Below are 15,843 nucleotides of genomic sequence, written 5' to 3'. Positions count from 1 at the left end.
AAAAGCTATTGTAGCGAATGATCGCAGCGGATATCTAAGTTAATGATACGCTTTTATCATTCGCTACAATAGCTTTTTGCTTTACGCTTTTTGCTTTATGCTTTCATAGAATAGAAACGATGGATTCAAAACTACAGATGTTCGAAAACCGGTTAACGAAAGTATTCCGGCATATATCTAAACTGGCCAGACGGCAAAATATTACCTGCTACCGGGTATATGATGACGATATTCCTGAATTCCCCTTCAGCATCGAAATGTATGAAGATCATGTATACATTGCTGAATACAACCGTAAACACGGTATGGAAGAAGATGCCCATGAGGAATGGCTGGATACCTGCCTGGAACTGATCAGTAAAGTACTGGATGTAGCACCCAATAAAATATGGGTAAAACAACGGCAACGGAAAGAAAACCGGAAAAGTCAATACGAAAAACTCAGCCTGGAAAGTCACATCATGACCGCCCATGAAGCGGGCCTCCAATTCAAAGTGAATCTCTCCGATTACCTGGATACCGGCCTGTTTCTCGACCATCGCATTACGCGGGGTATGGTGAGAAATGAAGTGAAAGATAAAAAAGTACTCAACCTGTTCTGCTATACCGGATCATTTTCCGTGTATGCGGCCGCGGGAGGTGCAGCAGAGGTAACATCTGTAGATCTCTCTAAAACCTACCTGGCCTGGGCAGAAGAAAATATGCGCCTCAACGGCTTCGATAGTCCTAAACATACTTTCGTACACGCCGATGTATTACAATACCTGGATACATTGAAGCTGAATACCTTTGATCTCGTGATCATTGATCCGCCTACCTTCTCCAACAGTAAGCGCATGAAAGACTTCCTGGATATTCAACGGGACCATGTGGACATGCTCAATAAAGTATTGCTGGCTACAAAAAAAGATGGGGTGGTATATTTCAGTAATAACTATCGCAGGTTTGTGATGGATACCGAAAAGATCAATGCCGCCAGTATCAAGGATATTACTAATCAAACACTTCCGTTCGATTTCCAGCAGAAGCTGATCAGAAAATGCTACCGGTTAACAAAGTAAACGCCTACCGCTTTGCTTTGCGTACCATTTTCACCATCTTCAAAAACTCCTCCCTGTAATGCCCCTCGTCTTTACCAAGGGCATTACGGGCCATCTCCATCACCATATCGGTATCTCCCTTACCACAGTAAGCTGATTTACGCAGCACCATCCCCAGTAAAGCCACAGCCGTAGCGAAGCGGCAATCAGCAGAAGCCTCCTCAAAATCTTTACATATGGCCGGAATATCACCAGACAGGTACCTGGTTGTAGTGTCCTGTGGCGCACGATAACTGATTTTCACATGCGCCAGCACAGTATCACCTGTTTTCGCCAATGCTGTTGTTGGTATAATCTCGTACAAAGCTACGGAGCAATGTCCGCTGCCAATAATGCCACCACTATATTCCGTTTTAATTGTTGTATCCGGTGGCAATACTTTATTCTCATAACCAATAAGCCTATACGATTTTACCAGGGCAGGATTAAAACATACTTCCGATTGAACATCGCGGGCAATCGTAAACAGGGTGCTGCCGAATTCACGGGCAAATATTTTATTGGCTTCTTCCAGGTCATCTATATAAGCAAAGTTACCATTCCCTTTACTGGCAAGGGATTGCAGCTTGGAATCTTTATAATTCTTCATACCAAATCCCAAACAAGTGAGCAGTACACCGCTTTCCTTTTGCTGTAGGATGAGCTGCTCCATTTCCTCATCACTGCTGAGCCCCACGTTAAAATCCCCATCGGTGGCTAATATTACGCGGTTGTTGCCATCAGGAATATATTGCTCTGCTGCAATACGATATGCCATTTTGATAGCGGCTTCACCAGCAGTAGATCCGCCGGCATTGAGGTTATCGATCGCATTCAGGATTTTGGCTTTCTGATCGCCACCCGTAGCGGGAAGCAATATACCCGGCTCTCCGGCATAAGCCACAATAGCCACTTTATCAGCCGGACGAAGATTATTGACCAATATGCGGAAAGCAGCCTGCAACAGGGGTAATTTATTGGCAGTAGCCATAGAGCCAGACACGTCTATCAGGAAAACCAGGTTGCTGGCGGGAAAGCTGTCTGTTTCCAACGCACGGGCCCGGATAGCAATCTGTAACAGCCGATGGCTGGTCTCCCAGGGGCAGGTAGTATAATGATTATACAGCGCCATATCCGCACCAGGTAACGGTAACGGGTAATCGTAATGGAAGTAGTTAATCATTTCTTCAATCCGCACGGCGTCTACCGGTACCGGCTCTTTCAATCGCAGGAAGCGGCGAATATTACTATAGGCGGCCCTGTCTACATCAATAGCGAAAGTAGACAGCGGATGGCTCTCTGTGCGTACAAACTTATTTTCGTAGGTAGCCCCATAGGTTTCATTGTAAAAAGAGTGGGTACCGATACCCGTATTCCCGTAGTTGGGATTACTGCTATGCAGCATTTTAGACCTGGCTTTAGCGAGTGCAATGGGGTCTGTATCTTTTCGTAGGGGCGATAACGTTATTAACAATCTGTCATACTTACTCACCGTTATCTCTTTAGGGAGATAACCGTTTTGTACCAGCAATAGCCTGGCAGTTGCCCTGGGGATTACAATTTTAAAAAGACCGAAAGCGTTTGTGATCACATTGGTTGTGTCATCCATCACCTTCACCTGTACGCCGGAAATGGGGCGATGTGATATACTGTCTTCGACCGCTCCCGATACCCAGATTGTTTGCGCTTGCAGCCCTCCACCCCAGAAAAGTAAGAGTAAAAGGAACTTCCGCATGTATTAAGATAATATTTTTTTTCGCGCAAAGCAACAAAGGAGCAAAGCAGCAAAGATCTTATTACTCTATTGCGGCTTTACTCCTCTGAAATTTCTTGTGTAGCTCTACTGCTACTCTACCAGCTGGTAAATTGCTGGTAAATTGCGGCCCAACCCATCATAGTCGAGGCCATATCCCAACAGGAACTTATTCGGTACAGAAAAGCCCAGGTAATCGATTTTAATAGGATGCACCATTGCATCCGGTTTGGTGAGCAGGGAAGCCACTATTAGTTTCTTAGGCTGCTGGTGTTCCAGCTGGGGAAGAAACTGGCTCAGGGTTTTACCGGTATCCACAATATCTTCCAGGATCACCACGGTACGGCCAAAAAGGTCTTCATCCAGTCCGATCGCCTGTACTACATTACCGGTTGATTTGGTGCCTTTATAAGACGCCAGTTTAATAAAAGATATCTCCGCCTCAATAGTGAGGTATTTAAACATATCTGCGGCAAACATAAAAGAGCCATTCAGTATGGCAATAAACAAAGGGCGCTCTCCCTCCAGGTCTTTATTAATTTGTTCCGCCATTTCCTTAATACGCTGCTGCAATTCGGTAGCAGGGATATAGGGCTGAAACTGCTTGTCATGCACCTTAATTACTGACATAATACATCTACATTTCCTTATTTAACAATTATAAGCGCAAAAAGATCGCTGCTTATTTATTTACCAACAGGCGCTGACCGATTTTAATATCGAAGCCCTGCAAATTATTCCATTCCTGTAATTGTGTAACGGACCGGTTGTACATTTTAGCAATACCATAGAGTGTTTCCTTGGGTTGCACATCGTGATACTGTGTGCCGGCCTTTGAAGCCGGTGCGGGTACTGGTTTTGGCGTAGTGGGAGCAGGTGCTGGTTGCGGCATAGATGCCTTCGGCGTAGTAGTGCTGCCCGTGGTAGTCACTTCTCCTGCTTTTTTCAGGTCTTCGATCATGGCTACGGGAACACCACCTTTAGGCTGTTGGGCCGGCTGCGTGGGCTTGTTGTCCGGAACAGAGGCAGCGCCAGATACATTTTTGGCTACCTCTTCTTTGATGCCATCCAGTGCTTTACGCGGAGAAAAATCTTCCGGTGGTTCCTGGTCTTCTTCCTTCAATACCCGGGTATTTTTAGCTAACCGGGGGGCATTATCGGCAAAACCGTCCAGGGTTAAGCGTTGTCCGGCGGCCGGTTCTTCGCCTTCATTCATTTTGTTACGGCGGCGCAGCCATCTGAGCTGAATACCTTCGGCCTGGGCTACATCGTGCATGGTTTCACCATTTACTACCGGGTGAAAATCTTTGCTACCGCGTTTACTCTTCTTTTGCAGGAAGATAATCATGTCTTTTGAAGGCGGATTATCATTTTCGAGATCGTTGAAGCGTACCAGTTTGCGGAGACGCATATTACGTTGATCTGCTACCTGGATCAGGGAGGTACCGGCTTTTACGTAGATAGCTTTACGGCCATTGATTTCAAATATCCCTTTAGGGTAGTTGCCTGCAACAGGCTTATTATAGTTGTTGTTATGGTGATTTTTTCCGGAAGAAGCTTTCTCTTCGCGTTTAGGCGTTGCTTCTGCGTATTCGGTTTGATCAATGCTGGTAGCAGGCGCTTTCCCCATGGCAATCAGCGTGTATTGCTGGAGGTTATAGTCCTCAATCACTTTGATCAGCTGTTGTGGGTAAGTTTTATTGGTGGCGTATCCGGCTTGTTTTAAGCCAAATGCCCAGGATTTATAGTCGTCACCATCAAACTGGAAAAGAAAAGCATAACGGGGGTTATTACGCAAAAAGTCGGAGTGATCCCGATAGGAATCTTTTGCATTGTCGTATACCCGGAAGCATTCCTGGGCGGCGTCATCATCGTATTTGATGGTTTTTCCCGTCCAGGTATTTTTACATTTAATACCGAAGTGGTTATTAGACTGTAAACATAAGGTACCGTTGCCGGACTGGGTTTCAATAATACCCTGGGCCAGTTTAATGGCGGCAGGTACGCCGGAGCGGCGCATTTCCTCAATGGCTAAGTTTTTATAGGTGGCAATATACTGCGGAGTGGTCATGTTCTGCCCCTGCAGCATGGAAACGAAGCCAATAAGAAAACTGACTACCAATAAGAATTTTCTTACTTGCATGTATTTTCGGATTTAATGGGCGTGTTATTTCTTCCTGATCATCAGAACACCATCGCGGATGGTGAGTAATACCTGTTCGGCACGATCGTCCGCCAACACTTTCTCACAAAAACTGATCATTGCCTTGGCCTGGCGTCCCTGCTCATTTTCGGGTGCCAGCACCTGTCCATGATAAAGTACATTGTCTGCCAGGATAAAACCACCGGGACGTAATTTATCCCATACCTGGTCGTAATATTGCTCATAGCCGGATTTGTCTGCATCAATGAAAACCAGGTCAAATACTTCGTCCAATTGTTCAATGATGTCTGCGGCCTTGCCTATGTGCATTTTTATTTTATCTGCATCACCACTTGCTTCAAAATATTGATGGCAAAGGGTTTCCAGTTCTTCATTGATATCCACAGTATGCAGGATGCCATCTGCCGCCAATCCTTCTGCCAGGCAGATCGCGGAATACCCGGTATAAGTACCCAGTTCCAGGATACGCCGGGGCCGGATCATATGGCTCACCATACTCAGAAACCTTCCCTGCACTTGTCCACTTAACATGTGTGGTAGTTCTACCTTAAGATGCGTTTCCCGGTTCAACCGGTACATCAATTCACTTTCCGCACTGGTATATTTTTCTGAATAAGCCTCTGCTGCTGCCAGGATGAGCTCCATGTATTAAAATTTCTGCAAAGCTAAGGAAAAAGCCGCAAGCAGAAGGTGGAAAGCAGGGAAGACCAGCACGGATATACGTTTAATATATACATAAACGTTGTTTTGCTGCATTTATTGAAGCATAAAGCCGAAAGCATAAAGCAAAAAGCTATTGTAGCGAGTCTAATATCCGCATTGGTTACTCGCTACAATAGCTTTTTGCTTTATGCTTTCGGCTTTCCCCTCTACTAGAAGTTTGGCCGCAATTTGTTGGTAGTATAGAAAACGCGGAAGTATTCCACTACTTCGTCGGCGGTATCAAATAATTGAAGGAGATCGAGATCCTGTGGATTAATATTGCTTTCTTTCTCCATCATCACGGTGCGGATCCACTCCAGGAGGCCGCTCCAGTATTCGCGTCCTACCAGTACCATGGGAGTTTCCTCCATTTTCCTGGTTTGAATCAGGGTAGCTACTTCAAAGAATTCATCCATGGTACCAAAGCCTCCCGGCATCATCACAAAACCCTGGGAGTATTTGGTGAACATCACCTTACGAACAAAGAAATAATCGAAGTTCAGGCTATTTTCCGGATCGATATAAACGTTGGGATGTTGCTCATGTGGGAGGGTAATATTAGCACCTACCGATTTTCCATGGGCTGCCTGAGCGCCTTTATTAGCAGCTTCCATTACACCGGGGCCGCCGCCGGTAATAATACCGAATCCCTCGTCTGCCAGTTTGGTAGCTATTTCCTGGGCCAGATCATAATAGCGATTACCCGGTTTGGTACGGGCAGAACCAAATATAGATATACAGGGACCAATTTTTGCCAATTTTTCAAACCCTTCAACAAACTCCGCCATAATCTTGAATATCTGCCAGCTGGAATGTGCTCTTGTCTCCGTCCAGTCTCTTTCTTTCAAATTCTTTATACTACTGTTCATGCGATTACTTTTTATTTATCATAAATCACTTTCCACCTGCAAGCAGACGGAACACTGTAATTTATGTAATAATTAGCTTACGCACACCGCATTAAGCACAAAAAAAGCAGGTAACTATAAAGAAACCTGCTTTACATTTAACACGTTATGAACGTGCAGCGATGTTTAAAAAACATCGCTGCAGAAACGTTGCTAATGCTGGCAATAAATATTGTTGAAAATGATTCGAATGTTACTATCGTTTTTATTCAACAGGTGTTTTCATAACGCTTAATCTGAATTTAATTTATCAATTATTTGCCCAATAACCTAATTTAAATTCATCGAGATTACGCAAAGTAGAAATCGATTGCTATGCAGCAGGGCCTTGGAAAAGGGAGTCCAGCTTTTTGCTGCATTTTATCGGCAGCTACCGGTTATAAAACACCCGTCACTTCCTGTGCCAAACCGAATGATAAAGTCATACCGGCTCCGCCTAATCCATTTACAATCGTCACGTTCTTTTCCGGTGAAAACACGAGGTCTGTTTGACCATTGGTGAGCTTAGGATAAATGCCATGCCATTGTTCCTGTATGGTATAGGTAGGTGCCTGCAGGAAGGTATGCATATATTTCAGGATAAGGTCATTGATAAACGCTTTATCAAATGGTTCGAAATCCGGACCATATTCATGTGAATCCCCGATAGTCAGCTCTCCTGCCCCATTCTGGGAAATGAGCAGATGGATGCCCCATTTCACGTATTCCGGCATTTCTGCATCGAAGCGCTCTTTCAGTGGCACCAATGCCTGGCAGCTATCGAATGAAGCATAATGCGCCAGTGTTAATCCTGCACACAAAGCGGGTCCCAGCTGCCAGTTGCCCGGCTGTGGGATAGTACGCATCATCTGCAGCTTACACTTTTTCAAGGGGGCGGCCGCAAACTCAGCAGGGTACAGTGTTTCAAAATCAGCACCACTACATACAAATACTTCGTCTACTTTCCATTTTTCCTCCCTGGTTTCAATATACGGCATACTGATACCGTTCACCGCCGTTCCAAATCGAACGGTTACGTTCATTTTTTCTTCCAGGTACTTTGCAATGGCTGCACTGGCCTGACGCGGGTTAACGGTCATTTCAGTAGGACTCCATAAAGCACCTTTTAACCCGTCGGTTTTGATGGCCTGCGTATATTTTCCAATCTGTGAGGCGCTCACTAATGTACAGTCATAGCCGTTAGCCGGAGCTGCCTGGGCAAATTCCTCCAATACGGCCAGTTCGTCATTTTCATAGGCGAGGTGGATAGACCCGGTTTCCTGGCATTGCAGACCGGTGGCCGCTGCCAGTTGTTTCCAGGTAGCACGGCTTCGCATAGCCCGCTGGTACATTTTCCCGGCGGTTTGACCGATGGGCCATACCAGGCCAAAGTTGCGGATAGACGCACTGATGGCCTTACTATTTCTCTCAAATAAAACTACTTTTTTCCCCTGGGCTGCCAGGTGATAAGCCGTGGCCAAGCCTACAATGCCGGCTCCTATGACCGCTACATCTGCCTGTTGTTGTTGCATGCTATGATAAAATCTACGATGTTAAAAAATAGTCAACAGCTCATCCAAACTGGCTACCAGGTGTGTATGCGGACCTTTCTCCAACTCTTCACGTGTATACGCGCCAGTTGTAACGCCAATCACATAACGACAACCCGCATTGGTACCTTCTTCCAGGTCGGAAATGGTATCGCCGGTTTTAGCCACCGACTGTATGCTGCGGATTTCCAGTTCTTCCATAATACGGTATATCATATATGGATAAGGACGGCCATAGGGCACTTCATCGCTGGTAGCTACGGCATCTATTAATCCGGCCTTCTGCCAGCCCACCCTTTCCAGGATGACATTCGTAATGGCACGATCAAAACCCGTATCCAATGCCACTTTGATGCCCTTTGCCTTTAAAGCCGCAAATACGGCTGATACCCCTTCTTTTTCGCGTACCGCCGGATTAGTAGCGTAATGCGCTTTCATATCTGCTACAAAACGCTCATGTAACTGGCTGATAAAGGCCTCGTCACTGTAACGGCTATCCTGCTTCTGCTGCAACAGGTAACGGATGGCATATGGCTTGGCATATCCCATTACTTCATTTACTTCCTCCACTGTTACGGAAACGCCCGCCAGTGAAATGGTTTGCTGTAATACTTTAGCCACATTGGACTCATCATGCAGGGTAGTACCCGCGATGTCAAAAACAACTAATGCTATTCCCATCTTTCCTGAATTATTAATATCCGCAAAGATATGTACTATGTAAAATAAAGTTTAGCATTTATAAACATTTAACATGCGGATAATATTGCTCCGGGGAAACCCGCACCCAAAAAGAAAGCCGGATCATCTGTTAAACAAATGATCCGGCTGCCAGTAATATGTCTACCTGAAAATCAGTAAAAGGTCTTAGAAACCCAAACCAACACCTGCTCTATATATCAGGCCGTTATTATACGGGGACCGGCTATCCTGCAACACATCATACAGAATAGAAATCCCAATACCTACTCTTCCTCCCACGCCCTGTGTATAACCTGCACCTATCAACATGCTGGGTACTGTGTAGTTGGTTTTCACTGTTTGCTTGCGGTCATTCGTATCGTAAAAAGTAGAAGATTGTGATATATGATTATACTCCGGCTGGATATGCACAAACAGCATTGGCACCGGATATACACGTCCCCAAACGCCGCCGCCAAAAATGGTGTATTTATCACGCTGTGCTATCGTGCCGTTATACCGGGAAGTCATTTGTCCGTATTGCGCATTCACATTGATACCGGCAGCAATGTATTGTGAGAAACGGTAACCCACCATAGGTGAAACATCAACATTGGTATAGTCTCCAAACACCAATCCCACAGAGCCTCCCAATATCAGCTTTGAACGATCAAATCCTTTATGCGTTAACGTGTCTGTTTTATAATACTGGGCATGCGCCATTTGCACGGTTGCCAGGAAGAAAAAACATACCAATAAATGTTTCATGTTCTGATTTATTTAGTTAAACTAAATACCAGGAAAAAAGTTTAACAATCAAATATTTTCCCCCGGTTCAATATATTCTTTGGATCAAAGATCTGTTTTATTTGCTTCATCAGCTGCATAGATGTTTGATCAAAAATGATGTCCATATAGTTTTTCTGTACAAGGCCAATACCATGCTCACCGGAGATAGTTCCTCCCAATTGTTTCACCAACTGAAAAATTTCGCGTATTCCTTCCGTGAGGGTACCATTCCACTGTTCTTCGGGCAGCGTACCCCTGATAATGTTTACATGTAAATTACCGTCACCGGCATGACCATAGCATACAGAATGGAAGCCATATTTCCGGCCTATGTCTTTTACACCTTTCAATAACACGGGCAATTCAGCGCGGGGTACCACTGTATCTTCTTCTTTGTATACAGAATTAGCTTTTACAGCTTCTGCCACCCGGCGGCGCAGTTTCCATAATTCGTCTTTCTGTTGTGCGTCTTCCGCGAATAAAATCTCTCCGATATCAAAGCTTTCTACTACACCTGCGATCCCCTCCATTTCCTGCATTAACACTTCCGGGTAGTTGCCATCTACTTCTATCAGTAAATGCGCTTGTACATCGTCTTCTATCTTAACAGCGCCACTTTGTACATATTGGGTCACCCATTCCAATGCATCCCTTTCCATAAACTCCATGGCGGAAGGGGTATATCCTGCACGGAAAATAGCACTCACTGCGGCGCAGGCACTTTCAGCAGAACGGAAAGGTACCAGCATCAACAAATCATGCTTAGGTAATGGAATGAGTCGTAATACAATTTTGGTAACAATACCCAGGGTGCCTTCACTGCCCACTACCAACTGGGTAAGATTATAACCAGTCGCATTTTTTAATACATTGGCCCCAGTCCAGATAATCTCCCCGTTCGGCAATACCATTTCCAGGTTCAGTACATAATCCTTTACCACACCGTATTTTACGGCTTTAGGCCCTCCGGAGTTTTCCGCAATATTACCGCCTATGAAACAGGTACCGCGACTGCTGGGGTCCGGTGGATAAAATAATCCTTTTTCCTTTACTGCATTCTGCAGTTCTTCGGTAATCACACCTGGTTCTGTAGTGACCTGCAAATTTCTTTCGTCGATCTGGGTAATATGGTTAAAGCGTTCCATGGAAATCAGTACACCGCCAAATTGTGCCAGGGCGCCACCACTAAGCCCCGTACCGCCACCACGGGGTGTTACCGGCAATAATTCCTCGTTACATAAGCGCATAATACGGCTTACCTGTTCTGTGGTATCTGGTTTGACTACCACTTCCGGCAAATAATGCAGGTCTTCGGTTTCATCCTGGGCATAACGACTCATACTTTCCCCGTCCACCAATACATATTGCACTCCGGCTATTTCGCGCAATGTCGCTATGTGAGCGGCAGTTACTTTATTAAACGTTGTCATGAAACAAAAATAATCATATTGCCGGTTAGGTAGTAATTTCCGGCCGATTAAAAAGAAGGACAAATCGTAGATCTTCTGGCATTGCTGAATGTACGATTGAAGTATAAACCGGAGTATACAATACCCAGCTCATAAGCGCCCCGGCGATTGTTTGCTGCCGATAAGCCGGAAGTGGTGATATCGTAGTTAAACATCAATTTAATACCATTCAGTTGATAACCTACCAGGAAGACCGCAGCATCATTGGCCCGATAATACAATCCCCCGTACAACTGTTGTACACCGTCGCCGGAAAGATTATAGGCGGCATTGGCCCCCAGCATCAGCTCCCGGGCGCCTACCTGTGTAGCATAGTAAGCCGCCGGGTTCAGGATCACTTTATCACTCATCTTGATACTGGCATTCAGAAATCCGATGTAGCGGCGAGGGATCACATTATTTCCATCAAAGAAAGTTTCCCTGGGTGTATTGATATGCTGTACAGAAAATCCCGCATTCACATAAATATTTTCAGTAGGGAAATAAGCGTAATTCATCCCTGCCTGTAAGTCGAAATAATTTACACTGCTTTGGGTAATAGGCTCCCCGGTGGGGATTTGGGAATCGAAGAATTTTCCATTCCACTGATCACTGAAAATGAGTTTTGTTACATCCACCCGTTTGCCGGCAGAACCAGCATTAAATCCTAACGACAACAAACTGCTTTGTCCCAGTAACTGATGATAAGCAATAGAAGCATATCCTTTGGTAGATGTTAAGTTCCCGGCGCCTGCCACATCGCGGAGTAATACAGCGCCTATACCTACCCAGCCATATTCCAGTCTGTCGCGGAATAGCTGAAAGTCGCCATAAGCCGACATCGTTTTATAAGGCACCGGAACACTGGTCCACTGATCGCGGTAATTAAGCCCAATACGGTAATTTCCATCCGGAATGAAACCGGTATTGGCGGGGTTAGTTGTCAATGGCGAATTGAAGAATTGCGAAAAGTGAAGGTCTTGTGAGTACCCTCCCATTGCAATTATTAACAATAATGCCAGGCATGTTGATAATTTAACTATCTGATTCATGGCTCATCATCTTAACAAGGTTACACTTCCTGATCTACTGCCTTTTGTGCCATCCGTAAACTCCAGGTTTACGATATAGGCGTAAGCATCCATGGGCTGAATATTCCCTTTAAACCGACCGTCCCAGCCAATCCGGGGATCTGAACTTTCAAAAACCAATTGTCCCCAGCGATTAAATATTTTAAGATTGAATTTGGTCGCGCCAAAAGCTTTCACATAAAATACATTGTTCTTTCCGCTTGGTGCAAAAGCATTCGGCACATCAAACAATGGTACTACGATGGTAGATACATCTTTACAGATTGTAGAGGAGCAGCCTTCCCGGTTGTAAGTAGTCAAACACACATTATAGGTACCGGTTCTCAGGTATTGATGTGATGGAGCAAAGGCCGTAGTGGTGTCTCCATCACCGAAGTTCCATAAATAGTGTACGGCATCAGCAGAGGAAGTATTTACAAATTGCACTGGTGTATTCTCCACAGGTTTTATGGGCGAAAATTCGAAGTCTGCTACCGGCGGATTTGCCACCAATACATTTCTGGTAATACTGTCTCTTTTATTACAAGTATTGGGGTCCAGTACCAGCAAGGATACTTTCCAATTACCGGCTTTCTTGAAAGCATGTATCGGATAAGGATCTGAAGAAGTAGATCCGTCATCTTCAAAGGTCCATTTGAAAGACTCCCCGCCCAATGTATTATTCACCATTTGTAATTCAGTGCCCACACAAACAGTATCCGGCAGTGTAAACGCGGCTACCACGTTAATGGCTACACGCAAGGCCTTCGTTTGTGTTTGTGGTGCATTACAGAAAGCGGTATCTACCAGGGTTAAGGTAGCATTGTAAACGCCAGCGGCCTTGTAGTAATGGATCAATGGAAAAGTATCCAACCCGGTATAGAACGGACGTGTACCATCACCAAAGTCCATGATGAAAGAACTGTCTCCAAACTGGTTGGCGGGTGTTGTGGATATGTTGGTAAAAAGATATTTCAGGCTATCGCAGGGATCCTGTCTTTTAGCATCGAAATTAAAGTCGGCCTTATTATTTCCCAGCTTAATGGTGATGTAAGCCGTATCGGATACATTACAGCTTGACGGATCAATTTTCACCAGCCGTACTTTGTAATAACCTACTTTGGTAAAGGTATGCTTCACCGTATCCAGCTCGGGGCCACCAGTAACGGTGGTGCCGTCGCCAAAATTCCATTCATATGTTTTACCTTCTATATAGGTGGTATCAACAAATGTCACTTCTTCCGGCACGCAGTAGTTCACGCGGCGGTCCAGGGTTTTTATACCGGCTTTGATACCATCGAGATTAAAGGCAATTTTCAGTGCTCCGAAGTTACATCCTGGTGGTGGTGTACTGGAGTAGGCCCCCGGGGTAGTTGGATACCGGGGCTTGAAGGGACCGTTGCTAACATTACACCAGGCGCAGATGCCCTGGTAAATGATACCGTTCCTATCGAAGCGGCTGGTACCTCCATCTACGTGTTCATACAAACCATTGCCCCCAAAAAAGCTGCCATACAGTTGTTGCGTTCCATCCCGTTTCAATACAAAGAAATAAAAATCTTTACCATCCGTAGTACGTTGCAGGGCATCTGGTGTGGTACGCAATCCTCCGGTACCTGAGTTAGGATATCGCAGGTCAATGTTAATACCGCCACCCCATCCGGATACATACACATTTTCGCATCGGTCTACGAGAAACGCAGTGGGTGAAATATTGGGAGTATTGATCGCCGTTTTACTACGACCAAACGTGGTGGAATATACAAAAGCGGAAAGGTTGGGTTGCAGTTTGCAAATAAACTGGAAGCTGTTATCATTGTAATAACCGGGGCTGATCTTGATTGGCCAGTTGCCTTCAGTGGTACCGGTTACGTATACGAATCCATTTCTGTCCAATTGAATACCGTATACCTGGTCAGCAGAGGGGTTGTCGGAACCCAGGTAAGTACTTTCTGTGATGGCGGTACCATCATTGGTAATATGCGCAATAAAGCCATCACAAATACCCCCCCGATAGGCTGGATACAATCCGCTTCCTTTCATCGGAAAATCGTCGCTGGCGGTTCCACCGGCTACGTATAGGCTATTGAGGCCATTCAGGGCAATTACGTAAGCGGCATCCGCTTTACTTCCTCCCAGGTAGCTGGCCCATATAAGGTCGCCGCACATGGGGTTTATTTTCATCACTACACCGTCCTGTGTACCACCAAATTTTCCCTGGAAAACACCGGGGGTTACCGGAAAATCATCGGAGTTGGTACAGCTGGCTACATAGATGTATCCGGCATTGTCTATCACCACTTCACTGCGGGCATCATCACCATAATTGCGTAACAATACATAACCTCCTGTAGCACGGTTGTCGTTCATATTTACCCCATCATTGGCACTACCGGCAATGATCAGGGAGCCAATGATACCTGTACCGGTAGCATTCAGTTTGGTGACGGCAATATCCCATCCTCCCCTGTTTTTACCAATCACTTTCGTATTGGGATAATCGGGCGAAGTGGTTCTGCCGGAAATCACCAGGTTACCCTGTTGATCCACGAATAAGCTATGCGGTTGTTCCAGGCCGCTTCCGCCAATATAGGTAGCGTATATCAGCTGGGTACCGTTTGTGTTAAACTTGGAGATACCGATATCAAACTTTCCGCCACGGAAAACGTCCTGTACTACACCGGGTGTTACCGGGTAGCCATTGTCGAAAACAATACCACCGCCGTAAAAATTACCCGCATCGTCGTAGGTGGCAGTAAAGCCCCAGTTATCGGCACGGGAGCCGGATACAGTAGAAAAAACATATATCGGATCTATCACCAGCGTATAGGCAGGATTGTATTCTCCGGATACTTTAAATCCTACTTTGTTGCCGGTTAGCTTATAGGATACCTTTACGGCTACACGCTGTTCGTTGATATACTGATATGCGTAGGGTAATTGCTCTATGGCATCTCCTACGGAGGTATGCACATAGAGTTGTCCTTTTTTCAATTCTATACTGGTAGCGCCCTCGTATTCCAGCTGGATATCGTTGGGGTTGGCGCCGGGATGTACAATCAGGTCATATTTTAACTGCGACGCTTCAGAATACACATGTGCATCTATTCCGGCATAGAGGCCGTTATAATTCACGCCCTGGAACGTTTTCACATTAGACGCCCATTTACCGGGATCATTACCAATAATATAATTGGTGCGTGCTTCCTGTTCTTTTTCAGGCACAATCTGCACGTTGGCAGCAGTATTCAGAAAGTTAACATTATAAGCGTGTCCTCTTACTTCCGGCATGCGACCCGGTCTTGGAGGAGAGGGCTGACCACCTTCCTGGGGATAAGCGTGCTTGGGCGGTGCAGTGACAGTAGCGCCGGTGCGTGGGTGCTCTATCAAACTGTCGTGTGGATGATTGCCGGAATGTCCGTGTGCAGCTTCTTCCAGCGCGTACATATCCTCTTTGTTCAACAGGAGGAAAGTAAAGCTTGTTTTCCGCAGGAAAACGGAGGCGCCATCCAGTGATGTTTTATAGATTACGTCTTTATTCCACTGTCCTTTATTTTCAATAAAATTCAGTGGGGTATAATTGGCATATTGCTGCTGTGCCTGGGCGTTACGTCCTGGTAAGAAAAAGCAAATCATCCATCCAATAAGGCCAATCGGGAAGGTAAATTTCAACGGGATTAGATTTATTTTTTATACTGAATAACTAATATACCATTATAA

Annotated in this window: 12 protein-coding genes; 1 reads left to right on the top strand and 11 read right to left on the bottom strand. The window is 45.4% G+C overall.

Annotated elements, in window-relative coordinates; translation table 11 throughout:
* The first annotated feature begins 119 nt into the window (after positions 1-119).
* Positions 120-1,061: a class I SAM-dependent methyltransferase gene (locus AC5ZC7_RS01820; RefSeq protein ID WP_496159871.1), complete on the top strand. Its 942-nt coding sequence runs from the start codon at positions 120-122 to the stop codon at positions 1,059-1,061.
* Positions 1,062-1,065: 4 nt separating this feature from the next.
* On the opposite strand, the gene AC5ZC7_RS01815 is transcribed toward AC5ZC7_RS01820, so the two are convergent.
* The 11 genes from AC5ZC7_RS01815 to AC5ZC7_RS01765 form a co-directional block, all read right to left on the bottom strand.
* Complete coding sequence (locus AC5ZC7_RS01815) at positions 1,066-2,814, bottom strand: YfbK domain-containing protein (protein ID WP_496159872.1); 1,749 nt, start codon at positions 2,812-2,814, stop codon at positions 1,066-1,068.
* Positions 2,815-2,925: 111 nt separating this feature from the next.
* Complete coding sequence (gene hpt / locus AC5ZC7_RS01810) at positions 2,926-3,462, bottom strand: hypoxanthine phosphoribosyltransferase (RefSeq protein ID WP_291922914.1); 537 nt, start codon at positions 3,460-3,462, stop codon at positions 2,926-2,928.
* 52 nt (positions 3,463-3,514) lie between these two features.
* The gene (locus tag AC5ZC7_RS01805) at positions 3,515-4,975 is read right to left on the bottom strand and encodes a glucosaminidase domain-containing protein (protein WP_496159873.1); all 1,461 of its coding nucleotides are present in this window, start codon (positions 4,973-4,975) and stop codon (positions 3,515-3,517) included.
* 24 nt (positions 4,976-4,999) lie between these two features.
* Positions 5,000-5,641: a class I SAM-dependent methyltransferase gene (locus AC5ZC7_RS01800; RefSeq protein WP_496159874.1), complete on the bottom strand. Its 642-nt coding sequence runs from the start codon at positions 5,639-5,641 to the stop codon at positions 5,000-5,002.
* A gap of 227 nt (positions 5,642-5,868) precedes the next feature.
* Positions 5,869-6,567: an LOG family protein gene (locus AC5ZC7_RS01795; RefSeq protein ID WP_291922908.1), complete on the bottom strand. Its 699-nt coding sequence runs from the start codon at positions 6,565-6,567 to the stop codon at positions 5,869-5,871.
* Between the two features lie 416 nt (positions 6,568-6,983).
* The gene (locus tag AC5ZC7_RS01790; protein ID WP_496159875.1) at positions 6,984-8,117 is read right to left on the bottom strand and encodes a TIGR03364 family FAD-dependent oxidoreductase; all 1,134 of its coding nucleotides are present in this window, start codon (positions 8,115-8,117) and stop codon (positions 6,984-6,986) included.
* A 21-nt stretch (positions 8,118-8,138) separates the two neighbouring features.
* Positions 8,139-8,816, bottom strand: coding sequence for a phosphonatase-like hydrolase (locus tag AC5ZC7_RS01785; RefSeq protein ID WP_496159876.1), 678 nt, complete (start codon positions 8,814-8,816; stop codon positions 8,139-8,141).
* Between the two features lie 186 nt (positions 8,817-9,002).
* A complete protein-coding gene (locus tag AC5ZC7_RS01780) occupies positions 9,003-9,584 on the bottom strand; it encodes a hypothetical protein (RefSeq protein WP_496159877.1) in 582 nt (193 codons plus the stop codon).
* Between the two features lie 41 nt (positions 9,585-9,625).
* Positions 9,626-11,035: an FAD-linked oxidase C-terminal domain-containing protein gene (locus AC5ZC7_RS01775; protein WP_496159878.1), complete on the bottom strand. Its 1,410-nt coding sequence runs from the start codon at positions 11,033-11,035 to the stop codon at positions 9,626-9,628.
* Between the two features lie 47 nt (positions 11,036-11,082).
* Positions 11,083-12,105: a PorP/SprF family type IX secretion system membrane protein gene (locus tag AC5ZC7_RS01770; RefSeq protein WP_496159879.1), complete on the bottom strand. Its 1,023-nt coding sequence runs from the start codon at positions 12,103-12,105 to the stop codon at positions 11,083-11,085.
* A gap of 6 nt (positions 12,106-12,111) precedes the next feature.
* A complete protein-coding gene (locus AC5ZC7_RS01765; protein ID WP_496159880.1) occupies positions 12,112-15,795 on the bottom strand; it encodes a DUF7948 domain-containing protein in 3,684 nt (1,227 codons plus the stop codon).
* Positions 15,796-15,843: the final 48 nt, after the last annotated feature.

Source organism: Chitinophaga sp. 9-1-y (genome assembly GCF_059511905.2).
Note: the sequence above shows the minus strand (reverse complement) of the source record. Positions and strands in the feature narration are given on the sequence as shown.